The 26932-nt window shown below is 61.6% G+C and carries 28 protein-coding genes; 12 read left to right on the forward strand and 16 right to left on the reverse strand.

Annotation, left to right across the window (positions count from 1 at the left end):
• Window positions 1–18: 18 nt before the first annotated feature.
• The 3 genes from CUJ84_RS21135 to CUJ84_RS21145 form a co-directional block, all read right to left on the reverse strand.
• Window positions 19–972, reverse strand: coding sequence for an ABC transporter substrate-binding protein (locus CUJ84_RS21135; protein WP_105007625.1), 954 nt, complete (start codon window positions 970–972; stop codon window positions 19–21).
• A gap of 93 nt (window positions 973–1065) precedes the next feature.
• Window positions 1066–2292 (reverse strand): 23S rRNA (adenine(2503)-C(2))-methyltransferase RlmN, encoded by a 1227-nt coding sequence (gene rlmN / locus CUJ84_RS21140; protein WP_105007626.1) that lies wholly within the window; start codon window positions 2290–2292, stop codon window positions 1066–1068.
• A gap of 250 nt (window positions 2293–2542) precedes the next feature.
• Window positions 2543–3052 carry an invasion associated locus B family protein gene (locus CUJ84_RS21145; protein ID WP_003543638.1) on the reverse strand — a complete coding sequence of 170 codons (510 nt, stop codon included), beginning with the start codon at window positions 3050–3052 and terminating at the stop codon, window positions 2543–2545.
• A gap of 336 nt (window positions 3053–3388) precedes the next feature.
• Here CUJ84_RS21145 and CUJ84_RS21150 point away from each other — a divergent pair, with 336 nt between their 5' ends.
• On the forward strand, window positions 3389–3949 hold the full coding sequence (locus CUJ84_RS21150; protein ID WP_105007627.1) for a sigma-70 family RNA polymerase sigma factor: 561 nt from the start codon (window positions 3389–3391) through the stop codon (window positions 3947–3949).
• 34 nt (window positions 3950–3983) lie between these two features.
• On the opposite strand, the gene CUJ84_RS21155 is transcribed toward CUJ84_RS21150, so the two are convergent.
• Both CUJ84_RS21155 and CUJ84_RS21160 read right to left on the reverse strand, forming a co-directional pair.
• The gene (locus tag CUJ84_RS21155; protein WP_105008269.1) at window positions 3984–4376 is read right to left on the reverse strand and encodes a YkvA family protein; all 393 of its coding nucleotides are present in this window, start codon (window positions 4374–4376) and stop codon (window positions 3984–3986) included.
• Between the two features lie 80 nt (window positions 4377–4456).
• Window positions 4457–4762: a 4a-hydroxytetrahydrobiopterin dehydratase gene (locus tag CUJ84_RS21160; protein ID WP_105007628.1), complete on the reverse strand. Its 306-nt coding sequence runs from the start codon at window positions 4760–4762 to the stop codon at window positions 4457–4459.
• Between the two features lie 34 nt (window positions 4763–4796).
• Between CUJ84_RS21160 and CUJ84_RS21165 the strand changes: the two genes are divergently transcribed.
• The gene (locus tag CUJ84_RS21165) at window positions 4797–5297 is read left to right on the forward strand and encodes a low molecular weight protein-tyrosine-phosphatase (RefSeq protein WP_105007629.1); all 501 of its coding nucleotides are present in this window, start codon (window positions 4797–4799) and stop codon (window positions 5295–5297) included.
• On the opposite strand, the gene thpR is transcribed toward CUJ84_RS21165, so the two are convergent.
• Window positions 5204–5797 carry an RNA 2',3'-cyclic phosphodiesterase gene (thpR, locus tag CUJ84_RS21170; RefSeq protein WP_105007630.1) on the reverse strand — a complete coding sequence of 198 codons (594 nt, stop codon included), beginning with the start codon at window positions 5795–5797 and terminating at the stop codon, window positions 5204–5206. The genes CUJ84_RS21165 and thpR overlap by 94 nt on opposite strands.
• Window positions 5798–5865: 68 nt before the next feature.
• Window positions 5866–6510, reverse strand: coding sequence for an arylesterase (locus CUJ84_RS21175; RefSeq protein ID WP_105007631.1), 645 nt, complete (start codon window positions 6508–6510; stop codon window positions 5866–5868).
• A 72-nt stretch (window positions 6511–6582) separates the two neighbouring features.
• Between CUJ84_RS21175 and CUJ84_RS21180 the strand changes: the two genes are divergently transcribed.
• From CUJ84_RS21180 to CUJ84_RS21195, 4 genes are all read left to right on the forward strand, one after another.
• Window positions 6583–7290, forward strand: coding sequence for an ABC transporter ATP-binding protein (locus tag CUJ84_RS21180; RefSeq protein ID WP_105007632.1), 708 nt, complete (start codon window positions 6583–6585; stop codon window positions 7288–7290).
• Window positions 7287–9830: an ABC transporter permease gene (locus tag CUJ84_RS21185; RefSeq protein WP_105007633.1), complete on the forward strand. Its 2544-nt coding sequence runs from the start codon at window positions 7287–7289 to the stop codon at window positions 9828–9830. The genes CUJ84_RS21180 and CUJ84_RS21185 overlap by 4 nt, the downstream gene beginning before the upstream one ends.
• A 180-nt stretch (window positions 9831–10010) precedes the next feature.
• On the forward strand, window positions 10011–10739 hold the full coding sequence (locus CUJ84_RS21190) for a Bax inhibitor-1/YccA family protein (protein ID WP_011653891.1): 729 nt from the start codon (window positions 10011–10013) through the stop codon (window positions 10737–10739).
• 212 nt (window positions 10740–10951) lie between these two features.
• The gene (locus CUJ84_RS21195) at window positions 10952–11509 is read left to right on the forward strand and encodes a GNAT family N-acetyltransferase (protein ID WP_105007634.1); all 558 of its coding nucleotides are present in this window, start codon (window positions 10952–10954) and stop codon (window positions 11507–11509) included.
• Window positions 11510–11516: 7 nt separating this feature from the next.
• Here the strand turns inward: CUJ84_RS21195 and CUJ84_RS21200 are convergent, their stop codons facing one another.
• The 3 genes from CUJ84_RS21200 to acnA form a co-directional block, all read right to left on the reverse strand.
• Window positions 11517–11918, reverse strand: coding sequence for a DUF2794 domain-containing protein (locus CUJ84_RS21200; RefSeq protein ID WP_027682504.1), 402 nt, complete (start codon window positions 11916–11918; stop codon window positions 11517–11519).
• Between the two features lie 383 nt (window positions 11919–12301).
• Window positions 12302–13042, reverse strand: a complete 741-nt coding sequence (locus CUJ84_RS21205; protein WP_017995441.1) for a DUF1223 domain-containing protein — start codon at window positions 13040–13042, stop codon at window positions 12302–12304.
• Window positions 13043–13276: 234 nt separating this feature from the next.
• Window positions 13277–15967 (reverse strand): aconitate hydratase AcnA, encoded by a 2691-nt coding sequence (acnA, locus tag CUJ84_RS21210; protein ID WP_105007635.1) that lies wholly within the window; start codon window positions 15965–15967, stop codon window positions 13277–13279.
• 262 nt (window positions 15968–16229) lie between these two features.
• Between acnA and ccmA the strand changes: the two genes are divergently transcribed.
• The 5 genes from ccmA (at window position 16230) to CUJ84_RS21240 (ending at window position 19372) form a co-directional block, all read left to right on the forward strand.
• Window positions 16230–16877 carry a heme ABC exporter ATP-binding protein CcmA gene (gene ccmA, locus CUJ84_RS21215; RefSeq protein ID WP_012759358.1) on the forward strand — a complete coding sequence of 216 codons (648 nt, stop codon included), beginning with the start codon at window positions 16230–16232 and terminating at the stop codon, window positions 16875–16877.
• Between the two features lie 238 nt (window positions 16878–17115).
• On the forward strand, window positions 17116–17775 hold the full coding sequence (gene ccmB / locus CUJ84_RS21225) for a heme exporter protein CcmB (RefSeq protein ID WP_018243969.1): 660 nt from the start codon (window positions 17116–17118) through the stop codon (window positions 17773–17775).
• A gap of 48 nt (window positions 17776–17823) precedes the next feature.
• Window positions 17824–18585, forward strand: a complete 762-nt coding sequence (locus tag CUJ84_RS21230) for a heme ABC transporter permease (RefSeq protein WP_105007637.1) — start codon at window positions 17824–17826, stop codon at window positions 18583–18585.
• Between the two features lie 2 nt (window positions 18586–18587).
• Window positions 18588–18767, forward strand: a complete 180-nt coding sequence (gene ccmD / locus CUJ84_RS21235) for a heme exporter protein CcmD (RefSeq protein WP_012759361.1) — start codon at window positions 18588–18590, stop codon at window positions 18765–18767.
• Window positions 18764–19372, forward strand: a complete 609-nt coding sequence (locus tag CUJ84_RS21240) for a DsbE family thiol:disulfide interchange protein (RefSeq protein ID WP_105007638.1) — start codon at window positions 18764–18766, stop codon at window positions 19370–19372. Before ccmD ends, CUJ84_RS21240 begins: the two co-directional genes overlap by 4 nt.
• A 28-nt stretch (window positions 19373–19400) precedes the next feature.
• Here CUJ84_RS21240 and CUJ84_RS21245 read toward each other — a convergent pair whose 3' ends face one another.
• From CUJ84_RS21245 to CUJ84_RS21270, 6 genes are all read right to left on the reverse strand, one after another.
• Entirely contained in the window at window positions 19401–19988 is a 588-nt protein-coding gene (locus CUJ84_RS21245; RefSeq protein WP_105007639.1) for a DUF2585 domain-containing protein, read from the reverse strand.
• Window positions 19985–20659: a septation protein A gene (locus tag CUJ84_RS21250; protein WP_105007640.1), complete on the reverse strand. Its 675-nt coding sequence runs from the start codon at window positions 20657–20659 to the stop codon at window positions 19985–19987. The genes CUJ84_RS21245 and CUJ84_RS21250 overlap by 4 nt, the downstream gene beginning before the upstream one ends.
• Window positions 20660–20730: 71 nt before the next feature.
• Entirely contained in the window at window positions 20731–22326 is a 1596-nt protein-coding gene (ftsY, locus tag CUJ84_RS21255; protein ID WP_105007641.1) for a signal recognition particle-docking protein FtsY, read from the reverse strand.
• A gap of 16 nt (window positions 22327–22342) precedes the next feature.
• A complete protein-coding gene (gene mtaB / locus CUJ84_RS21260; protein ID WP_105007642.1) occupies window positions 22343–23617 on the reverse strand; it encodes a tRNA (N(6)-L-threonylcarbamoyladenosine(37)-C(2))-methylthiotransferase MtaB in 1275 nt (424 codons plus the stop codon).
• A complete protein-coding gene (gene dapF, locus CUJ84_RS21265; protein ID WP_105007643.1) occupies window positions 23614–24519 on the reverse strand; it encodes a diaminopimelate epimerase in 906 nt (301 codons plus the stop codon). The genes mtaB and dapF overlap by 4 nt, the downstream gene beginning before the upstream one ends.
• A 116-nt stretch (window positions 24520–24635) precedes the next feature.
• The gene (locus CUJ84_RS21270; protein WP_017962453.1) at window positions 24636–24860 is read right to left on the reverse strand and encodes a hypothetical protein; all 225 of its coding nucleotides are present in this window, start codon (window positions 24858–24860) and stop codon (window positions 24636–24638) included.
• 480 nt (window positions 24861–25340) lie between these two features.
• Here CUJ84_RS21270 and ffh point away from each other — a divergent pair, with 480 nt between their 5' ends.
• The gene (ffh, locus tag CUJ84_RS21280; RefSeq protein WP_105007644.1) at window positions 25341–26918 is read left to right on the forward strand and encodes a signal recognition particle protein; all 1578 of its coding nucleotides are present in this window, start codon (window positions 25341–25343) and stop codon (window positions 26916–26918) included.
• The last annotated feature ends 14 nt before the right edge of the window (window positions 26919–26932 follow it).

Here is a 26932-nt window from a genome sequence, read left to right on the forward strand (position 1 = left end):
GCGACGGCAGTCGCCTTGTTATTCGATGACTTTGGTAGCGCGGGAAAGCACGCTCTGCGGCAGTGTGACGCCCATCTTCTCGGCCGCCGCCTTGTTGACGACGAGGTCGCTGCCGGCGGCAGTCTTGACCGCGATGTCGCCCGGGTTCTCGCCCTTCAGCACGCGCACGACGATCTCGCCGGTCTGCTTGCCGACATCATAATAGTTGAAGCCGAGGGCGGCGATCGAGCCACGCGAAACCGAATCCGTATCGGCGGTAAAGAGCGGCAGCTTGCTCTCCTCGGCCACCGCGACAGCGCCTTCGAGCGCGGAGATGATCGTGTTGTCGGTCGGAATGTAGATCGCATCGGCGCGACCGACGAGTGCGCGTGCCGCACCCTGGACCTCGGCGGACTTGGTAGCGGCCGATTCGACCACCTTCAGACCAGCCTTTTCGGCTTCAGTCTTCAGCACGGCGAGCAGCGAAACGGAATTCGCCTCGCCGGAATTGTAGAGATAGCCGATGCTTTTCACATCGGGCAGGATTTCCTTGATCAGCGCCAGATGCTCGCCGACCGGCGACATGTCGGAAAGGCCGGTGACATTGCCGCCGGGCTTGTCCATGTTCTTGACGAGCTGGGCGCCGAGCGGATCGGACACGGCCGTGAAGACGACAGGAATGTCGCGCGTCGAGGAGACGACGGCCTGGGCCGAGGGTGTCGAGATCGGCACGATGACATTGGGCTCGTCACCGGCGAACTGGCGGGCGATCTGGGCTGCCGTCGCCGGATTGCCCTGCGCCGATTCGAACACGAATTTCAGATTCTCGCCTTCCTTGTAGCCGGCGGCCGTCAGCGCATCGAGAACACCCTTGCGCGCTGCATCGAGCGCCGGATGTTCGACGATCGCCGTCACGGCGACGGTGACGTCATCGGCCTTTGCGGGCAGGGAAAGGGCCAAACTGGCGGCAAGAGCGAGAAAAATCGGGCGCATGGGGATCCTCCTGAATGATTTTGGCGCCACTTTTAGGAAAAGCACCCCCTGAAATCAATCGCGGAGAATTGTAGCGAGGATCAATCTTGCTGATCAGTCGTCGGCGCCGTGATTGGCGATCATCATCGCCTCGAAGGCCAGACGATCGGTCTTGCGCATGCGTTCCGACTCCGATTTCAGCTGGCCGCAGGCGGCAAGAATGTCGCGGCCGCGGGGTGTGCGGATCGGCGAGGCATAACCTGCCGAATTGATGAAATCGGCGAACTTCTCGATCTGCTCCCAGTCGGAACACTGATAATTGGTGCCGGGCCAGGGATTGAACGGAATGAGGTTGATCTTCGCCGGCACGCCTTTCAGGAGCTTGATCAGCCCCTTGGCGTCTTCCAGGCTGTCGTTGACATCCTTCAGCATCACATACTCGAAGGTGATGCGCCGTGCGTTCGAAAGGCCAGGATAGGTCCGGCAGGCTTCGATCAGCTCCTTCAGCGGATACTTCTTGTTGATCGGAACCAGAAGGTCGCGCAGATCGTCGCGCACCGCATGCAGCGAAATCGCCAGCATGACGCCGATTTCCTCGCCGGTGCGGAAGATCTCCGGCACAACGCCAGAAGTAGAAAGCGTCACGCGGCGCCTGGACAGCGACAGGCCGTCACCATCCGTGGCGATCAGCAATGCCTGTTTGACGGCATCGAAGTTATAAAGCGGCTCACCCATGCCCATCATGACGATGTTGCTGACCTTGCGGCCCTCGGCAGGCATGATCGTACCCTGCGGCGCTTCACGGTCCGGGAAGTCCCCAAGCCGGTCGCGGGCAAGCAACAGCTGCGAAAGAATTTCCTCCGCCGTCAGGTTGCGCACCAGACGCTGCGTCCCGGTATGACAGAAGGAACAGGTGAGCGTGCAGCCGACCTGGCTGGAAAGACAGAGCGTGCCGCGGCCCTCTTCCGGAATATAAACGGCCTCGATCTCGACGGGACGCCCGGCGCCGCGCGGGGGAAAGCGCAACAGCCATTTGCGCGTGCCGTCGTTGGAGACCTGCTCCTCGACGATCTCCGGACGTTCGATGGTGAAATGCTGCTTCAGCATCTCCCGCATGTCCTTGGCGACATTCGTCATATGGTCGAAGTCGGAGACCCCTCGCACATAGATCCAGTTCCAGAGCTGCGAGACGCGCATCTTGATCTGCTTCTCGGCCACACCCTTTTCCCGGAGTGCCGCCCCCATCTCCTCGCGCGACAGGCCGATCAACGACGGCTTCTCGAGGCTGGCGGATGTACGCGCCTGCGGCTTGGTCACATCTATCGCATCCATGACGGACATAGGCATTCATCCCGATTTCAAACATGTGGCTGTTCCTCGCAACCTCGCGGACTTCAGCGGTAAGCCGGAAGACCTGCGGGCGCATGACAGCACATCGGCAGAAGTTGAATGGCGGAACGGCGACTGAAATCGCGATCTGTCCGCTGTTGGCGCCGGCTTTAGCATCATTTTGCCCGCGCGTCACCATAGATGGAAACGGCATGGGCCGGCGCAAGGCCGGCCCATGAAATTCTTCGGCCTAAAGGACCGCTTACTTGCAGGTTTCGATCTGCTTCAGCGCAGCCGAGATGCCCGAGAGCGAATAGCTGTAGGAGGTGCCCGTGCCCTTGCGCGAAACGGCATTGACCGTCATCGAATGACCGGTCTTCATCGCCGCGACGAGGGCTGGCTCCTGGGCCGCGTTCTCGACCCAGCCGGCCTTGTCCTTGGTGAACATCACGAAGGTCTTGTTGTCGATGACGACGTTGATCTTCGAATTTTCCTTGACCGTGTAGCCCATCATCGCCTGCGGCTCGTAGGAAATGTTCTGGCCCGGACGCTGCGAGACGATGAAGAAATTGTCGCCGTGGTCGACGCTTGCCGGCTGCTTTGCCGTCGGAACGGAAAGCACATAGCAGACGGTGCTGCTGCCCGACTTGTAGGAGTAGGCGCCCCATGCCTGGAACTGCTGGATGCGGTTCGGCGCGGCCTGCTGCGCTGTCGCAACTCCGGCCATAACAAGGGTGAGTGCGAGAGCGGATACGATACTTTTTACAAACATGGATTCCTGCCGGTTCTTGCGATTCAAGGCCCGAAGCGATCATAGCGGGCGCCGCATAATCACGATCTGCTTTATTTTGACTTAATTCAGGTTACCAAATGGTCAACAATAGCTGCGATTTGTATGTGCCTGTGTCATTTCAGCTCGAGTGTCAATTTTCGCCCCTTTGACGGTATCGACCGCGACACCGTGCCCCAATGGCACTGGCCGTCCGTTCGGCTGAATTTAAGACACAAAGATTCAGGCAAGAGTTTGACCTTTCCCAAATCCGTTGTACCTCATTAAGACTTGGAAATCCGGGACGAAATTATTGCCGCAGGGGGCTGGTGAGGGGACATGGATGCCGAGGAAAGACAGCGTTTCGCTGCCCTCGCGAAGGCCGTCGCGGACGATCGCGACCAGCAGGCCTTTTCCATCCTGTTCGACTATTTCGCCCCCCGCCTGAAGGCCTGGCTGATGCGCCAGAGGATGACATCAGGCGAGGCCGAGGAACTGGTCCAGGAGATCATGATCGTGCTCTGGCACAAGGCAGAGCTCTATGATGCCACGCGATCCTCCCTTTCGACCTGGCTTTTCCGCATTGCCCGCAATCGCCGCATCGACATGCAACGCCGCGCCAATACCCGCATCTTCGATGAGACCGATCCGGCCCTGCAGCCGCCGGGCGATATCGGCGCGGAAGAAATCATCGCCAATGACGATCGCGACGCCAAGATACGCGCCGCCGTCGGTCAATTGCCGGAGGAACAGCGCGACATGCTGCGCGCCGCCTTCTTCCTCGGTCAATCGCATTCGGAGATCGCCGAATCGACCGGACTGCCGCTCGGCACGGTGAAGTCACGTATCCGGCTTGCCTTCGGCAAGCTCCGCAAGGTGCTGGAACGCGAAATCGCCTGACGCATGTCGCCCAAAACTGTGCAGCGGACGCGCTTTAGATCGTCTTCATTGCTTCTTCCGCCCGATCGGCGAGAACGCGGTCGGCCGCTTCGTAGTGGCCCGGCCGGATGTGGCCGCGCACCATCGCGAAGGCGGCCGACAGCACGGCGATGTCGTCGGAAAAGCCGATGACCGCGAAAACATCCGGGATCATGTCGATCGGCATGACGAAATAGGCGAGTGCCGCAAGCAGCACGCCGCGCACCTTCGTCGGCGTCTGCGGATCGAGCGCGCAATAGAAACCGGCGACCACATCGCGCGAGAAGGGGATCTGCCGCACCGCCCGCCGGAACGTCGGCCAGAATTTCTGCCTGACGGTTTTCTCGCGTCGGCTCTGCGTGTCCTCGTCGCCCGGCAAGAGGATTTCCCCGAATTTGACCTCGTCCATCCCTGCATCCCTTTTGTCCATGCGAACATATGGTGACGGCGCCCAGTCTTTCAATCGGCCCCTTTCAATCGGCCCCGCTTTCAAACGACACGTCGCGCCGCCGCCTTCTCCATGGCTTTGGCGAGCTTGAAATCCAGCTCCGTCAGTCCGCCGGCATCATGCGTATTCAGCATCACATCCACCCTGGAATAGACGTTGAACCATTCGGGATGATGGTTGAGCTTCTCGGCCGCGAGCGCTGCCTGCGTCATGAAGCCGAAAGCCTCGACGAAATTTGCGAACTTGAACGTCTTCGATATCGACGAACCCGCATCATTGAGCACCCAGCCCGAAAGCTCGCTCAGTTCAGCCTCGGCCGCCGTCCGTTCCAGTCTTTCCATTTTCATGCCATGCTCCTCTCATCTGTCAGACAGGTTACCGATGAAACGCATCAGCATCCTCTTCGTTTGCATGGGCAATATATGCCGTTCTCCGCTCGCCGAGGGAATTTTTGGCCATCTCGTCGCCGAGGCAGGGTTGACCGGCGGTTTTACGATCGATTCCGCCGGCACCGGCGGCTGGCATGAAGGCGAGCCGCCCGACCAGCGTTCGATCGCCACCGCGAAAAGCCACGGCATCGACATCTCGGGACAGCGCGCCCGCCGCGTCCGGCCAAGCGATTTCAGGGATTTCGATCTGATTCTCGCCATGGACCGCGACAACCGCACGGCGCTCGAAAAGAGCGCGCCGCATGGGGCGAATATCCACCTTTTCGGTGATGCCGCACTGGGAACCGGAGAGGGTATCCCCGATCCCTATTATGGCGGCCCGGGCGGTTTCGAGCTGGTCTACACCAGGCTCTTGACCGGCTGCAGCAGCTTGCTCGAAACGCTGGGCGCCGAGCGCGACTCGTGCAGCGGGAACACTTCCTCGGTGAGGTAAGGCCCGCCGCCGACCGATTCGCGCGACGAAAGCAGCACGAAGCGCGGCGCGGTGAAGGTTGCAGTGTGGAAGTTGCCGCGCCCCGCCAGATATTGCACGACATCGTCGAGCCGCGAGGATTTGAGCCGCGCCAGCGTCACATGCGGCATGAATTTGCGGGGGTCGGGCGGCAGGCCGATGCGCTGGCAGATGCGCTCGATCTCGCCCTGCAGGGCATACATTTCAGGCGATTGCGAGACGCCTGCCCAGACCGAATGCGGTTTCTTCGAGCCGAAGGAACCGATGCCTTCCAGCCGGAACTGGAATTCCGGCCGGTCGATCCGGTCGAGGCGTTCAACGATTTCATCGGCCGTGCGGCCGTCGACATCACCGATGAAGCGCAGGGTGATGTGGTAATTCTCCACATCGATCCATCGTGCTCCGGGGAGGCCACCGCGCAGCAATGAAAGACTCATCGCCGCATTGCGCGGAATTTCGAGGGCGGTAAAAAGTCTCGGCATCACGAGCACTCCCCGAATCTTTTGCAGGTGCTCACACGGAATCACGCAATCAACAACCGCGCAAGCCCCTATTTCTTCACAGAAGAAATCGTTTCGACGAAATTTGTGACAGCAGGCTCCATCTTTTCGACCATGACGTCGACACCTCTCGCGTTTGGATGCATGCCGTCGTCGAGCTTCAACCCAGCCTCCAGCGCGACGCCGTCGAGGAAGAAGGCATAGAGTGGAAGCCCATGTTTTTCCGAGAGTTTCTGATAGATCGGGTTGAATCGTGCGGCATAATCCGCCCCCATGTTCGGCGGCGCAATGATACCGGCGAGCAGCACGGCAATCCCACGCTCCTTTAGCCGGGTAATCATTTGATCGAGATTCTTCGCGCTCTCCTCCGGCGGGATACCGCGCAACGCATCATTGGCGCCAAGCTCGAGAATGACGCCATCGGTGCCGTCGGGTACCGACCAGTCGATGCGCGCAAGGCCTGCTGTCGTCGTGTCGCCGGAGACCCCGGCATTGGCAATGGTGACGTCGAGCCCCTTCGCCTTCAAGGCCGCCTGCAGCTTTTCCGGAAAGCCATCGCCGGGCGGCAGCTGATAGCCCGCCATCAAACTGTCCCCAAAACCGACGAGATTGATCGTCCGGGCATCGGCTGCGGTAGCGAGGATCAGCGAGACGGCAATGACGGTGAATTGAAGGGCGGCAACTTTAAATCTCATGCTGGCTTCCCTAGATTGGCGAGGTGCCGTTATGCGGCCATTCGATTACGGACTTATATAGGGCGATTTCTGTTGGCAAAAACCATTATCGAGTTGAAGGGCGCCGATCTGACCCTCGGCAGCGCAGCCGCCTCCGTCCATGTGCTGAAGGGCATCGATCTCGATATCGCTGCAGGTGAATCCGTCGGCATCGTCGGCCCTTCCGGTTCCGGCAAATCCACCCTGCTGATGGTGCTTGCCGGGCTGGAGAAACTCGACAGCGGTGAGATCAACATCAACGATACGCCGCTCCATAGCCTCAGCGAGGACCAGGTCGCCGATTTCCGCGGCCGCAACATCGGCATCGTCTTCCAGTCCTTTCATCTGATCGCCAACATGACGGCCCTGGAAAACGTCGCCATGCCGCTCGAGCTCGCCAATGTCAGCAACGCCTTCGAGATCGCGCATCGCGAGCTGAAATCGGTCGGCCTCGGCGAACGGCTGAGCCACTATCCCGGTCAGCTTTCCGGCGGTGAACAGCAGCGCGTGGCGATCGCCAGGGCGCTCGCCCCCTCGCCTGCCCTGCTGATCGCCGACGAACCGACCGGCAATCTCGATACCGAGACCGGCCGCCAGATCGCCGACCTTCTGTTCTCCAAGCAGGCCGAACGCGGCACGACCCTGCTTCTCGTCACCCACGACGTCTCGCTTGCAAACCGATGCTCGCGCCAGATTCGCGTCCGCTCCGGCAGGATCGAAGGCGACAGCGCCGCCCGCCGCAGCGAAGCGGCGATCGCATGAGGATCATCACGCCACGCGTCTCGCTCGCTTTTCGCCTGGCACTGCGCGAGTTGCGCGGCGGCATCCGCGGCTTCTACATCTTCCTTGCCTGCATCGCGCTCGGCACCGGGGCGATTGCCGCCGTCAATTCCGTTTCGCAGTCGATCACCGACACGATCGCCTCGCAGGGGCAGGAGCTGCTGGCCGGCGACGTCCGTTTCGAACTCAACAACCGCGAAGCCACGCCTGAGGAGTTGGGTTTCCTCGAAGGTCTCGGCACCGTTTCGGTGTCAACGGGCCTGCGCTCGATGGCCCGCAAGCCCGACGGTTCCGATCAGGCGCTGGTCGAGGTCAAGGCCGTCGATGACGCCTACCCGCTCTACGGCAAGTTCGTGGCCGAGCCGGACTATCCGCTTGCCGCCCTGCTTTCGGGCCAAGGCGGCACCTATGGCGCGGTCGCAGCCCCACTGCTTCTCGATCGGCTCGGGCTTGCGGTCGGCGACGAATTGCTGCTCGGCAACGTCAAGCTCAGCATCACCGGCACGGTGAAAACCGAGCCCGACGCACTGTCGGAAGGTTTTGGCTTTGCGCCGCGTCTGCTCGTCAGCCGACAGGCGCTTCAAGCCTCCGGGCTGATCCAGACGGGAAGCCTGGTCGAACACGCCTACAAGATCCGGCTGCAAGACAAGGCCGCGATGTCGGGCATCCAGGCGCGCGCCTCCAAGGAATTCCCTGCCGCCGGCTGGGCGATCCGCACCAGCGACCGTGCCGCGCCCTCGCTCACCGAAAACATCACCCGCTTCTCGCAGTTCCTGACGCTGGTCGGCCTCACCGCGCTGATCGTCGGCGGCGTCGGTGTCGCCAATGCGGTGCGCGCCTTCCTCGATTCCAAACGCACCACCATCGCCACCTTCAAATGTCTGGGTGCACCGGCGCAGGTCGTCGTTCTGATCTATCTCATCCAGATCGCCATCATCGCTCTCGGCGGCATCCTGATCGGCCTCGTCATCGGCGCCCTGTCGCCGATCTTCGCCGCGCAATTCCTGGCGCAATTCCTGCCGGTCTCCACGACGCCGACCCTTTATCCCGGTGCCCTGCTGCTCGCCACGCTCTTCGGCATCCTGACGACGCTCGCCTTCGCCATACTGCCGCTCGGCCACGCCCGCGAAGTGCCGGCGACCGCACTCTTCCGCGAGCAGGGCTTCGAGGCCCGCCGCCTGCCCTCCTGGCCCTACATCCTGCTTGCCGCCCTGTTCATGGCCGCCCTTGCCGGCCTTGCCATCCTCACCGCCTATGACCGCTTCATCGCCGTCGTCTTCGTCGGCGCGATCGTCTTCGCCTTCGTCGTCCTGCGCCTGGTCGCCGCGCTGATCGCCTGGCTCGCGCGCCGCAGCCCGCGCGTCAATTCGCCAGCCCTGCGGCTTGCGATCGGCAACATCCACCGCCCCGGCGCACTGACCCCTTCGGTCGTGCTCTCCCTCGGCCTTGGCCTGGCATTGCTGGTGACGCTGACCCTGATCGACGGGAACCTGCGCCAGCAGCTGACCGGCCGGATGAACGAGGGTGCGCCGAACTTCTTCTTCGTCGATATCCAGAGCGCCGAGGTCGATGCCTTCCGCGATCTCGTCCAGGGCCAGGCGCCGAAGGGCAAGCTTGTCGAAGTGCCGATGCTGCGCGGCCGGATCATCGCCTTCAACGGCGAGGACGTCACCAAGATGAACGTGCCGGCGGCCGGCCGCTGGGTGCTGAACGGTGATCGCGGCATCACCTATGCCGAAACCCTGCCGGAGAACGCCGCCCTCACCGAAGGCAAATGGTGGGACAAGGATTACAGCGGCGAGCCACTCGTCTCCTTCTCCTCGGAAGAGGCACATGAGCTCGGCCTCAAGATCGGCGATAAGGTCACCGTCAACGTGCTCGGCCGCAATATCACGGCGAAGATCGCCAATCTGCGCCGCGTCCAGTGGGAATCGCTGTCGATCAATTTCGTCATGGTCTTCTCGCCGAATACTTTCCGCGGCGCCCCGCATGCGTGGCTGGCGACGCTGACCGATCCCTCTTCGACACCGGCCGAAGATGCGGCGATCCTGAAATCGGTCACCAACACCTATCCGACGATCACCAGTGTGCGCGTCAAGGACGCGATCGATATCGTCAACCAGCTGGTCGCCCAGCTTGCGACCGCAATCCGCGCTGCGGCCTCGGTCGCCCTCATCGCCTCGATCCTCGTCCTTGCCGGCGCGCTTGCCGCCGGAAACCGCGCGCGCACCCACGACGCGGTGGTGCTGAAGACGCTCGGCGCCACGCGCGCCATGCTGATCCGCGCCTTCAGCTACGAATATCTGATCCTCGGCCTCGCGACCGCAATCTTCGCGCTGATCGCCGGCGGCGTTGCCGCCTGGTTCATCGTCGCCCGCATCATGCGTCTGCCCTCGACCTTTCTGCCCGACGTGGCGGGACTAACGCTTGTGACCGCGCTCGTCCTGACGGTCGGCATCGGCCTTATCGGCACCTGGCGCATCCTTGGGCAAAAGGCGGCCCCCGTTTTGCGCGAGCTTTGACCGGGCAGCGGCACTCAAACCCTTCACCTTACGGCGATTTAACCGGCCGAGGCTTTGCAAGCCTCTTGTTTGCAATGGGCGAAAGCCTCATATTGTTCGCAGGCATGCTGGAGCTCCGCAGCGGCGCCCGGGTCGAAAACCCCGACACCGTATTTCCATCGGAGCTTGTAAGAGGAAACTATGGCTGATCTTCGTAACTATCAAAGCCGCGCTCAGACCGGCGAGATGATTGATCAAGGCCTGCGCGCTTATATGCTCAAGGTCTACAACCTGATGGCGCTGGGTCTGGCGATCACTGGTGTGGCCGCATATCTGTCGTTCCAATTCGCCTTCGCCAATGGCGAGCTGACCGCTTTCGGTCAGGCGATCTATGTGAGCCCGCTGAAGTGGGTGGTCATTCTGGCGCCGCTGGCTCTGGTGTTCTTCCTGAGCTTCCGGATTAATACCATGACGGTGGCCGCCGCCCAAACGACCTTTGCGGTTTACGCCGCGCTCGTCGGCCTGTCGCTCTCGTCGATCTTCCTGATCTACACGGGCCAGAGCGTCGTTCAGACCTTCTTCGTCACCGCCGCCTCCTTTGGCGCGCTGTCGCTTTACGGCTACACGACGAAGCGTAACCTGTCGGCGATGGGCTCGTTCCTGATGATGGGTCTCTTCGGCCTGATCATCGCTTCGCTGGTCAACATCTTCCTGGCGTCGTCTGCCGTGCAGTTTGCGATCTCGGTGCTCGGCGTTCTGATCTTCGCAGGCCTCACCGCCTACGATACGCAGCGGATCAAGGAATTGTACCTGGAAGCCGATGACGTCGCCGTCGCCGGTCGCAAGGCGATCATGGGTGCGCTGACGCTCTATCTCGACTTCATCAACCTCTTCATGTTCCTGCTGCAGTTCATGGGCAACCGTAAGTAAGCAGACAGACTGAGATCGAAAAGGCGGCTTCGGCCGCCTTTTTTGTTGCGCGAGCTTTCGCGGGGTGGTTCTACCGCACCGCGCGTCTTTTCAGACGCGCAAAGGACGCTGTAGCATTTTGAATTGCTGCATAATTTCATCCTTAAATCGATTCCGATTTAAGGAATTATGCAGTAGGAAGGCCTTACCCACTCCTATGGACCTGCCGCGAAATGTCCTTCCTCCTGCGCGATGCCTCGAACGCCGATATTCCCGCCATTGCCGAGATCTATCGCGAATCCGTCCTGAACGGCGTCGCGAGCTATGAGATCGTGCCGCCCTCCGAGGCCGAGCTGGCGCAACGTTTTTCGGCGATCGTCAGCCAGCAATATCCCTATATTGCCGCAACCGATGCGGATGGGACTCTGCTCGGCTACGCCTATGCCTCGGCGTTTCGCACGCGTCCCGCCTATCGCTGGCTGGTCGAGGATTCGATCTATCTCGCGCCTGAGGCCCGCGGCCGGGGCATCGGCAAGGCGCTGCTTGCCGAACTGATCGACCGCTGCACCGAACTCGGTTTCCGTCAGATGGCAGCCGTCATCGGCGGCGCCAGCCCCGCCTCGATCGCGCTTCATCGCGCAGCCGGCTTCGAGGAGGTCGGTCTGATGAAGGGCACCGGCTACAAGCATGGCCGCTGGTTGGACACGATGTTCATGCAGCGCGCGCTCGGCGAAGCCATGACGAGCGATCCGGATCCGTCCGTCTATCCCGGCACGCTGTTTGCCGGCTGATGCGGGTTTATTTGTCGACCAGCTTCAGGGCCTTGTCGAACACCTTCAGCACCTGGTTCAGCTCGTGACCGCGCTTCAGGATCGTGCCGTGGGTGTTGATCACGGAATAGGCGCCCTGCTTGGCGGCGAGCTTCGGGTTTTTCTCGATGCGGAAGAGCGGCATTTCGCCGGAACGCTTGAAGACGGAAAAGACTGCCCGGTCCTTCAGGTGATCGATGGCGTAGTCGCGCCATTCACCGTCACCGACCATACGGCCGTAGATCCAGAGGATCGCGTCCAGTTCGCGCCGGTGAAAGGTCACCGGAAGCGGGTCCTTGCTTTGCTTGTATTCCCTGAGATCGACGACGACTGAGGAACTGTGGTCGACGGAACGGCTTTCGCCGTGTCGCAAATCCGGCTGATCTGTCATCAGTCTCACAAGGCCTCCACATGTGACAGGAGAGTGACAGTTTGCCCGAGCCGCCGCAAATTGCAAGAGTGCCGTCCGCCACATTCGGCCGCACTACAGCGCCGCGCGTCTCTCGCGCAAGGACGCTGTAGCACTTGAGTCTGCGCATCATGCCTTCCGAAAGTTGGGGCCGATTTTCGGAAGCCGTGATGCGCTGGGCAGGCCAACGCTTTCTCCGCAGCGCCGCATTTCAGTCAAAACAGCGCCTCATTTGCAGGAGATTTATGAATTCCAGTTTGGCGCCAGCGCGCCAAAGGGCCCGGCGGAGCGTATCGACCTTAACCCCAGCCCCGAATACGCTCGGCCGGGCCGCCCCAGCATTTCATCCGTAACCGGATGAAATTTCAGATATTTTTTCCAGCCATCACCACGGTCGCGCCAAGGATCGCAGCCGGATCGCCGTCTGCGGTCGCCGATTGCAGCAGAATCGCGCAGCCCTCGAGCTGCGGCCGCTGCAGGACGCTGGCCGGCAGCGTCAGACTGGTCGCCTTACCGTCCCACATGCCGACGGTTTCGACATTGGTGACGCTGTGCAGATAGGAGATCTTCTGGCCGCTGTTCTCGCCCTTTTCGACGTCGATGGTCTTTTCCTTGTCGAAATAGACCATCACGACATTGGCTTTGCCCTGTCCGGCGCCAATCTTGATCTCCAGCTCGTCGCCGCGCATCGCGGCACTGATGGGAACGGTCAGCCCATTGCCTTCGCTGCTATAGGTGTTGATCTGGCTGTTGATGCCGTTGAGATCGGCGCCGGCCAGATGGCCTCGTCCGTTGACGATGGCCTGCGGCGTGTAGACGTTGCTGCGGCCCATCGTCTTGGCATAGCCATACTGCCGCTCGGTATTTTCCTTGGAGCTCAGCGTATCGGCCCAACCGAGATAGTTCCAGTAATCGACATGATAGGCGAGCGCGATGACATCGCCCTGGTTCACCAGCTTGCGGAAAGCGGCATCAGCGGGAGGACAAGAGGAGCAGCCCTGCGCCGTGAAGAGTTCGACGACACCTTTCGGTGTGCCGTCTTCGGCCTGCAACGGGCCTGAGAGAACAACGCCGGCGATCAGCGGAATCAAAAAACGGGGGGACATTCACCTGCACCTCTTTTTCAGCGCCGACGGCATGTTGGAACCGGAGGCTCTGACATATGAACGTACGAATAATCCTTCCGGGTCCAAACGAAAAGTCACGAACGGGTGAGACCTAGCTCGACGGGAACTTGCGTAAAACAAATCATCGTGAGCCCCGTTTAAAGACTGTCGCCGCAAAGAAAAACCGCCGGAAACTGCTCTCCGGCGGCCATTGTCAGCTAAGTGTCTTAAAAATCAGGCAGCGAGGTCGCGCAGAACCGTCTGCAGGATGCCACCATTGTTGAGGTAGATCACCTCGTCGAGCGTATCGACGCGCGACAGCAGCGGAACCTCCTTCACGGTGCCGTCGCCATAGGTGATCCTGGCGATCTTCTTCTCGCGCGGCTTGATCTTTTCCAGACCTTCGATGGTGACGAGTTCGTCGCCCTTGAGGCCGAGGCTCTGCCAGGTCGTGCCCTCTTCGAAGACGAAGGGGATGATGCCCATGCCGACCAGGTTCGAGCGATGGATGCGCTCGAAGGATTGGGCGACCACCGCCTTGACGCCGAGCAGGTTGGTGCCCTTGGCAGCCCAGTCGCGGGAGGAGCCATTGCCATATTCGACACCGGCGAAGATGACGAGCGGCACGCCTTCCTGCTTGTACTGCATCGCGGCGTCGTAGATCGAGGTCTCTTCCTTCGACGGGTAATGGATGGTGTAGCCACCTTCCTTGCCGTTCGGGCCGAGCATGTGGTTGCGGATGCGGATATTGGCGAAGGTGCCGCGCATCATCACTTCATGGTTGCCGCGGCGCGTGCCGTACTGGTTGAAGTCGGCAACGGCGACGTCGTGGTCGATGAGGTAGGCGCCGGCCGGCGATGCCGCCTTGATCGAACCGGCGGGCGAGATGTGGTCGGTGGTGATCTTGTCGCCGAACAGGCCGAGGACGCGGGCGCCCTTGATGTCGGAAACGCCGCTGCCCTTCTTGCCCATGCCGACGAAGTAGGGCGGGTTCTGCACATAGGTCGAATTGTCGTCCCAGGCATAGGTCTGGCCCGGCGGGATCTGAACGGCCTGCCAGTTGACGTCGCCCTTGAAGACGTCGGCATACTTGCTTTCGTAAAGCTCGCGGGTCACGTATTTCAGGATGAATTCCTGAACTTCCTTCGAGGTCGGCCAGATGTCCTTGAGATAGACGGGGTTGCCGCTCTGGTCCTCGCCGATCGGCTCCTTGGTCAGATCCGTCTGCACCGTGCCGGCAAGCGCATAAGCGACGACCAGCGGCGGGGATGCGAGATAGTTCGCCTGCACGTCGGGCGAGATGCGGCCTTCGAAGTTGCGGTTGCCGGACAGAACGCCGGAAACGATAAGGCCCTTGTCGTTGATCGTCTTCGAGATCGGTGCCGGCAGCGGGCCGGAATTACCGATGCAGGTGGTGCAGCCGAAACCGACGAGGTTGAAGCCAAGCTTGTCGAGGTCGGCCTGCAGGCCCGACTTGGCGAGATATTCGCCGACGACCTGCGATCCAGGAGCCAGCGAGGTCTTCACCCACGGCTTCGTCTTCAGGCCCTTGGCAACGGCGTTGCGGGCAAGAAGGCCGGCGGCGATCAGCACTGACGGGTTGGAGGTGTTGGTGCACGACGTGATGGCGGCGATCGCCACATCACCATGGCCGAGATCGAAGTCGGTGCCTTCGACGGCATAGCGGTTGTTCAACTGGCCGGGCTTCTTGTAGTCGGCATCCATCGAGCCGGCAAAACCGGTCGCGATGTTCTCAAGCGAAATGCGGCCTTCCGGACGCTTCGGGCCGGCCATCGACGGCACGACGTCGTTCAGATCGAGTTCCAGCGTATCGGTGAAGACGAGCTCGGAACCGTCGCCCTCACGCCACATGCCCTGGGCCTTCGAATAGGCTTCGACGAGGGCGATCCGGTCATGCGTGCGGCCGGACATGGTGAGGTAATTGATGGTTTCGCCGTCGACCGGGAAGAAGCCGCAGGTCGCGCCGTATTCCGGGCCCATGTTGCCGATCGTCGCGCGGTCGGCGAGCGGCATGTTGTCCATGCCGGGGCCGAAAAATTCGACGAACTTCGAAACGACGCCCTTCTTGCGCAGCATCTGCACGACGGTGAGAACAAGGTCGGTCGCCGTGACGCCTTCCTTGAGTTTGCCGGTCAGCTTGAAGCCGATGACTTCGGGCAGCAGCATCGAGACCGGCTGGCCGAGCATCGCAGCTTCCGCTTCGATACCGCCCACACCCCAGCCGAGAACGCCGAGACCGTTGATCATCGTCGTGTGGCTGTCGGTGCCGACGCAAGTATCCGGATAGGCGATCGTCTCGCCGTCCTCTTCCTTGGTCCAGACGGTCTGGCCGAGATATTCGAGATTGACCTGATGACAGATGCCGGTGCCGGGAGGCACGACGCGGAAATTCTTGAAGGCCTGCTGGCCCCACTTCAGGAAACGGTAGCGCTCGCCGTTGCGCTGGTATTCCAGCTCGACGTTGCGGGCGAAGGCCTGCGGCGTGCCGAATTCGTCGACGATGACGGAGTGGTCGATGACGAGATCGACGGGAACGAGCGGGTTGATCTTCTCGGGATCGCCGCCGAGCGACACCATCGCGTCGCGCATCGCGGCAAGATCGACGACGGCGGGAACGCCGGTGAAGTCCTGCATCAGCACGCGCGCCGGGCGATAGGCGATTTCGTTTTCGACCGCACCCTTATTGTTCAGCCATTCGGCAGCGGCCAGGATGTGCTCCTTGGTGACCGACTGGCCGTCTTCGAAGCGCAGCAGGTTTTCAAGCAGCACTTTCATCGAATAGGGAAGCTTCGATACGCCGGCCAGACCGTTTGCCTCAGCCTTGGGCAGGCTGTAATAGACATAGTCCTTCCCGTTGACGGAAAGCGTGGAACGACAATTGAAACTGTCAAGAGATTTAGACACGAGATACCCCGTTTCTGATAGCCAACACAGTCGTGCGAACGCCTATGCACTTAATGCACATCAGGATGCGGGTACGGCCATTTCCGCTGTCCGCACGTGGAACAGACGCTCCAAGTTCGGCGCAAGGATGAAATTCACGCCGACCGCTGGCGTGGTTGCAGGTCTTATAGATAATTTCCTAAAAACTTGCCATACCCGAGGACAGTCAAAATCGGACATTTTTTGACCCCGCCGCGAGCCGAAACCAAGAAAGAGCCGACGCATGCATCTCACCGCCGAAAATCTGGCTGCAAGGCGCGGTGAGGATCTCATTTTCGTTAACATTTCCTTTCACTTGGCAGCCGGCGAGGCGCTTGTCCTGACCGGTAGAAATGGATCGGGAAAGTCCACTTTGTTGCGTGTCGTGGCCGGCCTCCTCAGGCCGGAAAAAGGCACCGTCAAATTTCACGATGGAGAGAGCGGGGCAGACAGACATGCCGGCGAAGTAAGCCACTACCTCGGCCATAGAAATGCGATGAAGAATGAACTTACGGTTGCAGAAAACCTCGATTTCTGGCGCAGCTTTCTCGGCAATACAGGCTCCGCTGCCGCCCTTTCCGTCGAGGACGCCGCTGACGCCGTCGGCCTTTCCGGCATCACCCACCTTCCCTTCGGTTATCTCTCCGCCGGCCAGCAGCGCCGGATAGCCTTCGCCAAACTGCTCGTCGCCCACCGTCCCGTCTGGATCCTCGACGAGCCGACCGCGGCACTCGATGCCAACGCCGACGGGCTGCTTGCCGATTTGATCACGGCGTATCTGGCAAGGGGCGGCATCGTGCTGGCGGCAACGCATCAGCCGCTGGGGCTGAGGAATTCGCAGGAATTGAAGATGACGGGCTTTGCCGGTGTGGATCATGGGGTATGGGGTTGATGCTTTTCGACGTAGCGACCCCCCTCTGCCCTGCCGGGCATCTCCCCCACAGGCGGAGAGATCGGCTGGATGCACCAGCTTCGCAAAATCTTGATCGCGCGCCACGCGGCTACGGCGCTCTGTGGCGTTTGATTAGGGCAAGAGGACGCCCCTTGCCGATCTCCCCCCTTGTGGGGGAGATGCCCGGCAGGGCAGAGGGGGGTGCCCCGTCCACCGCACATGCAGAGAGCTGCCCCGCATGACCGCCCTCTTCTTCCGCGACCTGAAACTCTCGATCCGTGCCGGCGGCGGTGCGCTGATCGGCGTGCTGTTCTTCCTCACCATCGTCGCCGTCATTCCCTTCGGCGTCGGTCCCGATCTCAAACTGCTGTCGCGTATCGGCCCCGCCATCGTCTGGATCGGCGCGCTGCTCGCCGCCCTTCTCGGCCTCGACCGCCTGTTCCAGGCCGAACGCGACGACGGATCGCTCGACCTGATGCTGATGCAGGAAACGCCGCTCGTCCTGACGGTGCTGGTCAAATGCTTCGCCCACTGGACGGCCACCAGCCTGCCGCTCGTCATCGCCTCGCCGTTGCTCGGCCTCTTCATGAACATGGACGAGACGGCGATCGGCGCGACCATGCTGACGCTGCTGGTCGGCTCGCCCGCCATCACCTTCATCGGCGCCGTGGGTGCTGCCGTTGCCGTGGCGCTGCCCCGCGGCGGCCTGCTGGTCTCGATCCTCGTGCTGCCGCTGACCATTCCGGTGCTGATCTTCGGCGTCAGCGCCACCTATGCCGCAGTCGAGGATCCCGCCCCCTTCCTGCCACCCTTCCTGATCCTCATTGCCCTGACGCTCTTCTTCGCGGTCATCGGCCCGGCAGCCGCCGCCCTGGCGCTACGAAACACAGCGGATTGATGGGCCGTTCGATTGCGGGAAAAGCCGGTTCAAGGTAAGGAAGCGGACATGAGCGAAACGAGCCTTGCCATCAGCAAATTCAGTGACCTCGCCAACCCGACGCGGTTTCTGGCGCTGGCGGCGCGCGCCATTCCGTGGCTGGCCGGCATCACCGCCCTCAGTTTTACCATCGGTCTCTATCTGAGCTTCGCCACCGAAGGCGATTACCAGCAGGGCGAGACCGTGCGCATCATGTATGTGCATGTGCCCTCGGCCTGGCTTTCGATGATGTGTTATACGATCATGAGCGTCTCGGCGATCGGCACGCTGGTCTGGCGCCATCCGCTGGCCGATGTCTCCGCCAAGGCCGCAGCCCCGCTCGGCGCCGCCTTTACCCTGCTTGCACTCGTCACCGGTTCGCTCTGGGGCAAGCCGATGTGGGGCACCTGGTGGGTCTGGGATGCACGGCTGACCTCCGTCTTCGTTCTCTTCCTGATGTATCTCGGGCTGATTGCGCTCGGCCGCGCCATCGACGATCCGTCGAAGGCCGCGCGCGTCAGCGCCGTGCTCATCCTCGTCGGCTTCGTCAACATCCCGATCATCAAATTCTCGGTCGAGTGGTGGAACACGCTGCATCAGTCGGCAAGCGTGCTGCGCCTCGACGGCCCGGCGATCGATCCGGAATTCCTGCGGCCGCTCTTCGTCATGGCGATCGCCTTCACCCTGCTCTTCTTCACGCTGCACATCATGGCGATGAGGAACGAGATCTGGCGCCGCCGCATTGCCGCCCAGCGCCGTCTTGCTGCCCGCATGGCGAGCCGGGAGGAATAGCCGTGACGCATGCCTTCTACGTCTACGCTTCCTATGGCTTTGCAGCCCTGGTGACGATTGCCGTCACGGCCTGGACCTGGGCCGACGGCCGCGCCCGCCGCAGGGAACTTGCAGCCCTTGAGGCTGCCGGCATCCGCCGCCGTTCGGCGCGCCCCAAGGACAGTGTGGGGGATGGCGAATGAACGACACGCCGGAAAACACCGCCGCCAAGCCGCGCGGGCTGAGCCGTTACGCATTGGCGCTGCTGCCGCTCATCGTCTTCGGCGGCATCGCTGCCACGGCCGCAAAGATGCTCTACGACCAGGATTTCCATGGCAAGAACATCGCGGAAATTCCCTCCGCCCTGATCGGCACCAAGGCACCGGCGCTGAACCTGCCGCCTCTCGACGGCGCCAACCTGCCGGCGCTGACCGATGCGGCAATCAAGGGCAAACTGACCCTCGTCAACGTCTTCGCCTCATGGTGCCTCCCCTGCCGCGACGAACATCCGGTCTTGAAAGAACTGGCAAAGGACGGACGACTGAATATCGTCGCCATCAATTACAAGGACCAGAGCGCCAACGCCCTGCGTTTCCTCGGCGAGCTCGGCAACCCTTTTCGGGCGATCGGCGTCGATCCGAACGGCAAGGCAGCGATCGACTGGGGTGTCTACGGCATTCCGGAGAGCTATCTGGTCGGTCCAGACGGCACGATCCTCTACAAGCGCGTCGGCCCCTTCGACGATATCAGCCTGAAGGAAGGGCTTTTTCCTGCGATGGAAAAGGCGCTCGGCAAGCCGGTCTCCTAATGAGGCGTCTTATCAGGACAAAGAAGCCCTAACCCCCGCCCTGCCAGACTTTGATCGCCTCTACCGGCCAGATCAGCATCACAACATTGAGCGTCAGGTTGTCGCGGATTATGTAGCCGGTGAAAATCTCGAAGAAGATGGCGATCGCCACCGTGAGCGCCACCGGCGCGCGCCGCGCGAAGAAGAAGCCGACGCACATGAAGACGGTGTCCATCGCCGAATTCAGGATGCTGTCGCCGTAATAATCGAGCGCGATCGTTGCCGTGCGGTAGCGGTCGATGATGAGCGGCGAATTCTCGAGCAGCTCCCAGCCGGATTCGATGGCGAGCGCCAGCAGCAGCCTTGCCGCCAACGGCTTGCCGCGCAGGATGAGATGCGCGAGCCCGTAGAACAGGAAGCCGTGGATGATGTGCGAGGGCGTATACCAATCCGACAGATGCTGCGAATTGCCGCTGGTATTGACCCCGCCCTCCCACAGCTTGACATAACCGCAGGCGCAGATCGGCACGCGGCCCATCAGATATTCGGCGACGATCTGGACGATCAGAACCGCAAGACAGGCGACAAACCAGAAATTCTGATGTCTGGCTCTTTCCGCAATTCCATCAACCGTCACTTTTCGGCCTCTTCCTGCGGCGTAACTGTGTGCTTCAGGATGAGCGGCATCTGCGACATGGTGAAGATGAGGGTGATCGGGAGATTGCCCCAAACCTTGAAGACCACCCAGGCATTGTCCGCCGCCTTCATATCGGGCTGATAGTACCAGTTGAACCCGCGCCAGACGACCTCATTCAGCACCGCACAGAATAGAAAGAAGATCCCCCAGCGGATGGTGAGCTTGCGCCAGCCTTCGGCATCGAGCTCGAAGGCGGTGTTGAAGACGTAGCCGAGCAGCGACTTTCCGAAAACAAGGCCGCCGAGCAACGCGACGCCGAAGAGCCCGTTGATGATTGTCGGCTTCATCTTGATGAAGGTCTCGTTCTGCAGATAGATCGCCAGCGCCCCGAAGCTCAGCACCACCAGACCGGAGACAAAAGGCATGATCGGCAGATGGCCGAGCATGACTTTGGAGACGACGAGTGAAACAATCGTCGCCATCATGAAAAGTGCGGTAGCGATGAAGAGCGGCCCGCCCAATGCGGCAAGAGCCGGAAACTGCACGGCGAGCCACTCGGCCCGCAGATTGGCAAAGAAGAAGATCAGCAGCGGCCCGAGTTCCAGCGCCAGTTTCAGCAGCGGGTGATGCCGGTCGGCCGCCGTCGGGGTGATGTCACTTTCGGTGCTCATGCTTCTTCAAACCTGTTTTTCCTGGAAACCTGTTTCCTGCCCTGCAGGCTTTCGGCGGCATATCTGTGGCATCATTGCCCAAGCCCGGCAATGGCATGGGCAAAGTCCTCGGCCTCGAACGGCTCCAGATCCTCGACGCCCTCGCCGACGCCGATGAAATAGACCGGCAGCTTATGCTTGGCCGAGATGGCGACGAGAATGCCGCCGCGCGCCGTGCCGTCGAGCTTTGTCATGATCAGCCCGTTGACGCCGGCGACGTTGCGGAAGATCTCGACCTGGTTGAGCGCGTTCTGCCCCGTCGTGGCATCGAGGGTCTGCAGCACGGTATGCGGCGCATCGGGATCGAGCTTGCCGAGCACCCGCACGATCTTCTCGAGTTCGGCCATCAGCTCTGCCTTGTTCTGCAGGCGGCCGGCGGTATCGACGATCAGCACGTCGCATTTTTTCGCCTTCGCCTGTTCGAAGGCATCATAGGCAAGGCCGGCGGCATCGGCGCCGAGCTTGGTGCCGATGAATTCGGATTTCGTCCGGTCGGCCCAGATTTTCAGCTGCTCGATCGCCGCCGCACGGAAAGTATCGCCGGCGGCCAGCATCACCTTCAGCCCGGCGCCGGAAAGCTTCGCCGCAAGTTTGCCGATCGTCGTCGTCTTGCCGGTGCCGTTGACGCCGACGACAAGGATGACATGCGGCTTGTGCGAGAGGTCGAGCTGCAGCGGCTTGGCGACCGGCTTCAGGACCTTGGCGATTTCGGAAGCCATGATCCGGCTGACATCCTCGCCGGTGACATCCTTGCCGTAGCGTTCGGAAGCAAGCGTGTCGGTGACGCGCATGGCAGTCTCGACGCCGAGATCGGCCTGAATCAGCAGATCTTCGAGATCCTGCAGCGTCTCGTCATCGAGCTTGCGTTTGGTGAAGAGCGCGGTGATCTGGCCGGTCAGCTGCGAAGAGGTGCGTGCAAGGCCATTACGCAGGCGCTGGAACCAGCTGAGTTTTGGCTGCAGGACAACAGGCTCCGGCTCGACGACCTTCGGGCCGGTGGCAAAGCCTCTGGGGAGGATGGGAGAGCCAATCTCCGGTTCTGCCGTGGGGCTAGCCCCCTCTGCCCTGCCGGGCATCTCCCCCACAGGTGGGGAGATTGGCTGGGAGGGCGAATCCAGTCCTGCGTCATCCTCAGCCGGAATCTCTTCCGGCTCAGTCGGAATCTCTTCTGGAAGCTTTTCGACGATCTCTTCGAGGTCAGCCGGCTGTTCTAGCGCTCCGGTCTCCACATGATCTCCCGCCTCGTGGGGGAGATGTCCCAGAGGGACGGAAACGGGTATTTCCGCAACGGTTTCGACGGGCGCCTGGATTTCGGTCTGCACCTCCGCTGCCGCCTCGGCTTCCAGCAATGAGAGCGGCACGACACCCATGTCGCTCAGCTGGTCGGCGGCGGGCAGGATTGAAGATTCGACATCATCGTCAGCAACCGGTGCCTCGACCCCGCCCTCGTCAATATCGGCAGCCGGCCCGCCGGCCGTATCCATTTCCTCGGCCAGCACCGGATCGTCGGCGACCGGCAGATCTTCGTCGCGCGAACGCGGCTCCAGCTCCCTTTCCACGGCCGCAGGCACAGGTTCTTCAGCCGGCTTGCCGAAGGTGAAGACCTTTTTGATGAAACTGAGCGCCATGGGAATTCCGTGAAAGTCAGGCCGCGGCTGCGGCCGTCAATTGCATGTCGAGATGCTTGCCATTGTGGCCGGTGATCGTGACCGGCACAAGTTCGCCGGGACGAAGGCCGGGTGCCGCGACCAGCGTGAAGTTCTCCGTATGCGCCAGGCCGTTGTTTTCGACAAGCAGCCATTGCCGGGTTCCGATCATCCCATCGAGATGGGATTGATGCAGCCTATGTCCAGTGGCGCGCAGCCTTGCGGCACGATCCTTGACCAGCGACCGGTCGAGCTGCGGCATGCGCGCTGCCGGCGTGCCGGGACGCGGACTGTAGGGGAAGACATGCAGATGGGCGATACCAGCCTCTTCGGCCAGCCGCAGGGCATTATCGAACATCTCTTCGGTTTCTGTGGGAAAGCCGGCGATCATATCGGCGCCGAAGCTCATCTCGGGGCGGAGGCGGCGCGCATCCTCGATGAAACGCAGCGCATCGGCGCGTAAATGCCGGCGCTTCATGCGCTTCAGGATCATGTCGTCGCCGTGCTGCAGCGAGAGATGCAGATGCGGCATGAAGCGTGGCTCGTCAGCGATGAGATCCATCAGGTGGGCATCGGCCTCGATGCTGTCGATCGAGGAAAGCCGCAGGCGGCGAATATCGGGGATTTGTTTCAAAAGCGTCTTCGCCAAAAGCCCGAGCGTCGGCGCGCCCGGCAGATCGCCGCCATAGCTGGTGGCATCGACGCCGGTCAGCACGATCTCCCGGTAACCGCCGTCGACGAGATTGCGAGCCTGGTCGACGACAGCTCCCATCGGCACGGAGCGGGAATTGCCGCGGCCATAGGGAATGATGCAGAAGGTGCAGCGATGGTCACAGCCGTTCTGCACCTGGATGAAGGCACGCACATGGCCGTCGATATGCCTGACCATCTGCGGCGCCGTCGCCTTGACGCTCATGATGTCGTTGACGCAAAGTTTCTCTTCGGCCGAAACGCCGAAGTCCGGCAGGCCGCGATAGGAGGCGCTCGTCAGCTTTTCCTCGTTGCCGAGCACGGCATCGACCTCCGCCATTTCGGCGAAGGTCTGCTTTTCCGTCTGTGCGGCGCAGCCGGTGACGATGATGCGGGCATGCGGATTGTCGCGTCGTGCCCGGCGGATCGCCTGGCGGGCCTGGCGCACGGCCTCGCCGGTCACGGCACAGGTGTTGACCAGGATGGCGTTGTTGAGCCCGGCCTTCTCAGCCTGCGCCTTCATCACTTCGGATTCATATGTGTTGAGGCGGCAGCCGAAGGTAATGACCTCGATGCCGCTCACTGCGCCTCCGCCTCTCGGGTACCATCGCGCGACCAGAGACCGGTCGAAGGATCGAGCCTGCCCGACCATTCCCATTCGGCCGGGCCGGTCATGATCACATGATCGTCGCGCTCGCGCCATTCGATGGAAAGCGTGGCCGGCGGCTTGGCGCTTGCCACATTGATCGTCACCTTGCGGCCGGTGCGGCCGGTGCGCGCAGCACTGACGGCAGCCGAACAGGCAGCCGAGCCGCAGGCAAGCGTCAGTCCCGCGCCGCGCTCCCAGGTGCGCGTCGTCACCGATGTCGGCGAGGTGACTTGCGCCAGCGTGATATTGGCGCGCTCGGGAAACATGGGATGGTTTTCGAGTAACGGTCCGAAACGGGCGAGATCATAGGACATCACGTCCCTGTCCACCCAGAAGATTGCATGCGGATTGCCCATCGACATCGCCGACGGCGAATGCAGTACCGGGTTGTCGATCGGGCCGATCTGCAGTTCGATGCGGCTGGTGTCGTGGAATTCTTCCGCCAGCGGGATCCTGTTCCAATCGAACACCGGCCGGCCCATATCGACGGAGATCGTCCCGTCCTCGTGCTCGACGGCGTTGAGGATGCCGGCGACCGTCTGGAAGGTGAAGACCTTCCTGCCGGTCTCGGCGGCAAGCGCCTGCACCACGCAGCGCGTGCCGTTGCCGCAGGCCTGCGCCTTCGAGCCATCGGAATTCAGGATATCGATGAAGGCATCGGTGCCTTCGGCCTTCGGATCATGGATCGCCATGATCTGATCGAACTCAGTCTGCGGATCGGCATTGAGTGCGACCGCCGCCGCCGGCGTCACCTTGTCCGGCCGGCCGCGCATGTCGACGACCAGGATCTTGTTGCCAAGCCCGTTCATCCTCGCGAATTCGACCGTTGCGCTCATAGTATCATTCCGTCTGTCTTTCCGGTGTATATGGCGGAAATGCGAGGGAATTACCAGTGGGTGAGTGCCGGGCAGGCGTTGCAGCCCGCTGACCCATTGAGGCAGCAGTTCGGCTTTTACCGCTGTGCACCGTCGGGATCGAAGGATGCAGCATGGGCTTCGACAATAGCTGCGGTGATGACCTTTCTCAGCTCGTAGACCAGCGAACGGGACCGCTTGCGATCCAGATCCTGTGCAGCCTTCGCCAGATTCAGGCCTTCGTTCAGGACAATATGATGGGCCCGCGCCAGCGCCCAGCTCTCAATATCAGCATTTAGCATTCGATATCTCCGCCGATTCATTCGGCATCAAGGATATTCACGAATCATTTTACAGGACGCACTTAAGTAGAAAGTAGAATCATAAGCAGAATAATTTGCAACTGGCGTTGACAGCGAATTCGGCCGCCGGAGTGGCAATATTTATCGGCAAAACCTGAAACCCTGGCGGATTGCGCAAGCCAATACGTCGCTTTGTTTGAGTATGTACTTTTGCTGCAACCGTTGGATGAGGCGAGTCACACGGCTTCTCAGAAGTCGGTCATGCGGTCATTTGTCCGCATTGCCTTGACTTTCACCCGACTTTCCTGTTTATCGCGCCCAATCCGCGACGAGCCGCATGACTCCGAGCCGCCGACCGGGACCTGAGATCCCGGAGGTCAACACCCGACAGCGCGATGCGCCCTCGGGTGCTTTTTGGCTTTGCGTCTTGTTTTCGTCAAGGAAAAGCACGACGTTTCCGGGCATATTCAAACCCGCCCGAAACGTATCAAGGAAGAGCCGATGTTTGAAAACCTCCAGGACCGTCTTGGATCCATTCTGAATGGACTGACAGGCCGTGGCGCGCTTTCGGAAGCCGATGTTTCCGCAGCGCTGCGCGAGGTTCGCCGTGCGTTGCTGGAGGCCGACGTCGCGCTCGACGTCGTGCGTTCCTTCACCGACCGCGTGCGTGAAAAGGCCGTCGGCGCCGAGATCCTGAAGTCGATCAAGCCCGGCCAGATGGTCGTCAAGATCGTGCATGACGAGCTGATCGAGATGCTGGGCGGCGAAGGCGTCGGCATCGACCTGCATGCAGCGGCCCCGGTCGTCGTCATGATGGTCGGCCTGCAGGGCTCCGGCAAGACGACGACGTCGGCGAAGATCGCCCATCGCCTGTCGACGCGCGAGAAGAAGAAGGTGCTGATGGCATCGCTCGACACGCGCCGTCCGGCCGCGCAGGAGCAGCTTCGCCAGCTCGGCGCGCAGGCCAATATCGACACGCTGCCTATTATATCAGGCCAGTCGCCGACCGATATCGCTGCTCGCGCCGTTCAAGCCGCAAAGCTTGGTGGCCATGACGTCGTCATCCTCGACACCGCCGGCCGTACGCATATCGACGAGCCCCTGATGGTCGAGATGGCCGACATCAAGAAGCGCTCGAACCCGCATGAAATCCTGCTGGTCGCCGATAGTTTGACAGGTCAGGACGCCGTCAACCTCGCCCGCAGTTTCGACGAACGCGTCGGCATCACCGGTCTGGTGCTGACCCGCATGGACGGCGATGGCCGCGGCGGTGCCGCTCTTTCGATGCGCGCCGTCACCGGTAAGCCGATCAAGCTGATCGGCGTCGGCGAGAAGATGAGCGAGCTGGAGGAATTCCATCCCCGCCGCATCGCCGACCGTATTCTCGGCATGGGCGACATCGTCTCGCTCGTCGAGCGCGCGGCGGAGAATATCGACGCCGAGAAGGCAGCCGCCATGGCCGCCAAGATGGCCAAGGGCAAGTTCGATCTCGATGACCTCGCCGACCAGTTGCGCCAGATGCAGAAGATGGGCGGCATGGGCGGCATCATGGGCATGATGCCCGGCATGGCCGGCATGAAGGACAAGATGGCCGCAGCCGGCCTCGACGACAAGCTTTTCGGCCGCCAGATCGCCATCATCCAGTCGATGACCAGGGCCGAGCGTACCAATCCCGACCTGCTCAAGCATTCGCGCAAGAAGCGCATCGCCGCCGGCTCCGGCACCGATGCCGCCGCCATCAACAAGCTTCTGAAGATGCACCGCCAGATGGCGGACATGATGAAGATGATGGGCGGCAAGGGCAAAGGCGGCATGATGAAGCAGATGATGGGCGGCCTTGCCGGCAAGATGGGGCTCGGCGGCGGCATGGGTGGCGGCATGCCCGATCTCTCGAATATCGATCCCCGACAGCTCGAGGCCTTGCAGAAGCAGGCGGAAGCGGCGGGGCTTGGAAAGCCGGGTGGGGGTATGCCCGGTCTCGGCGGTCTGCCGGGTGGTTTGTCGGGCCTCGGCGGCGCCAAGCTGCCGGGCCTTGGCGGTGGTTTCCCGGGATTGCCCGGATTGCCGAAGAAGAAGTGAAAGGATCGCTTGCC

This window comes from Rhizobium leguminosarum (assembly GCF_002953715.1).
Classification (GTDB): domain Bacteria; phylum Pseudomonadota; class Alphaproteobacteria; order Rhizobiales; family Rhizobiaceae; genus Rhizobium; species Rhizobium leguminosarum_V.

Bases quoted from the DNA above. Each gene is read 5' to 3' on its own strand.
- CUJ84_RS21185 (WP_105007633.1), top strand. From the start codon at position 7,287: ATGAGGATCATCACGCCACGCGTCTCGCTCGCTTTTCGCCTGGCACTG.
- CUJ84_RS21230 (WP_105007637.1), top strand. From the start codon at position 17,824: ATGAGCGAAACGAGCCTTGCCATCAGCAAATTCAGTGACCTCGCCAAC.
- CUJ84_RS21135 (WP_105007625.1), bottom strand. From the start codon at position 972: ATGCGCCCGATTTTTCTCGCTCTTGCCGCCAGTTTGGCCCTTTCCCTG.
- ftsY (WP_105007641.1), bottom strand. From the start codon at position 22,326: ATGGCGCTCAGTTTCATCAAAAAGGTCTTCACCTTCGGCAAGCCGGCT.
- thpR (WP_105007630.1), bottom strand. From the start codon at position 5,797: ATGCCGAGACTTTTTACCGCCCTCGAAATTCCGCGCAATGCGGCGATG.
- CUJ84_RS21205 (WP_017995441.1), bottom strand. From the start codon at position 13,042: ATGTCCCCCCGTTTTTTGATTCCGCTGATCGCCGGCGTTGTTCTCTCA.
- rlmN (WP_105007626.1), bottom strand. From the start codon at position 2,292: ATGTCCGTCATGGATGCGATAGATGTGACCAAGCCGCAGGCGCGTACA.
- ccmB (WP_018243969.1), top strand. From the start codon at position 17,116: ATGACCGCCCTCTTCTTCCGCGACCTGAAACTCTCGATCCGTGCCGGC.
- CUJ84_RS21240 (WP_105007638.1), top strand. From the start codon at position 18,764: ATGAACGACACGCCGGAAAACACCGCCGCCAAGCCGCGCGGGCTGAGC.
- ccmA (WP_012759358.1), top strand. From the start codon at position 16,230: ATGCATCTCACCGCCGAAAATCTGGCTGCAAGGCGCGGTGAGGATCTC.
- CUJ84_RS21165 (WP_105007629.1), top strand. From the start codon at position 4,797: ATGAAACGCATCAGCATCCTCTTCGTTTGCATGGGCAATATATGCCGT.
- CUJ84_RS21190 (WP_011653891.1), top strand. From the start codon at position 10,011: ATGGCTGATCTTCGTAACTATCAAAGCCGCGCTCAGACCGGCGAGATG.
- ffh (WP_105007644.1), top strand. From the start codon at position 25,341: ATGTTTGAAAACCTCCAGGACCGTCTTGGATCCATTCTGAATGGACTG.
- dapF (WP_105007643.1), bottom strand. From the start codon at position 24,519: ATGAGCGCAACGGTCGAATTCGCGAGGATGAACGGGCTTGGCAACAAG.
- CUJ84_RS21150 (WP_105007627.1), top strand. From the start codon at position 3,389: ATGGATGCCGAGGAAAGACAGCGTTTCGCTGCCCTCGCGAAGGCCGTC.
- CUJ84_RS21145 (WP_003543638.1), bottom strand. From the start codon at position 3,052: ATGTTTGTAAAAAGTATCGTATCCGCTCTCGCACTCACCCTTGTTATG.
- CUJ84_RS21195 (WP_105007634.1), top strand. From the start codon at position 10,952: ATGTCCTTCCTCCTGCGCGATGCCTCGAACGCCGATATTCCCGCCATT.
- CUJ84_RS21160 (WP_105007628.1), bottom strand. From the start codon at position 4,762: ATGAAAATGGAAAGACTGGAACGGACGGCGGCCGAGGCTGAACTGAGC.
- CUJ84_RS21250 (WP_105007640.1), bottom strand. From the start codon at position 20,659: ATGAGCACCGAAAGTGACATCACCCCGACGGCGGCCGACCGGCATCAC.
- CUJ84_RS21175 (WP_105007631.1), bottom strand. From the start codon at position 6,510: ATGAGATTTAAAGTTGCCGCCCTTCAATTCACCGTCATTGCCGTCTCG.
- CUJ84_RS21200 (WP_027682504.1), bottom strand. From the start codon at position 11,918: ATGACAGATCAGCCGGATTTGCGACACGGCGAAAGCCGTTCCGTCGAC.
- CUJ84_RS21270 (WP_017962453.1), bottom strand. From the start codon at position 24,860: ATGAATCGGCGGAGATATCGAATGCTAAATGCTGATATTGAGAGCTGG.
- CUJ84_RS21155 (WP_105008269.1), bottom strand. From the start codon at position 4,376: ATGGACGAGGTCAAATTCGGGGAAATCCTCTTGCCGGGCGACGAGGAC.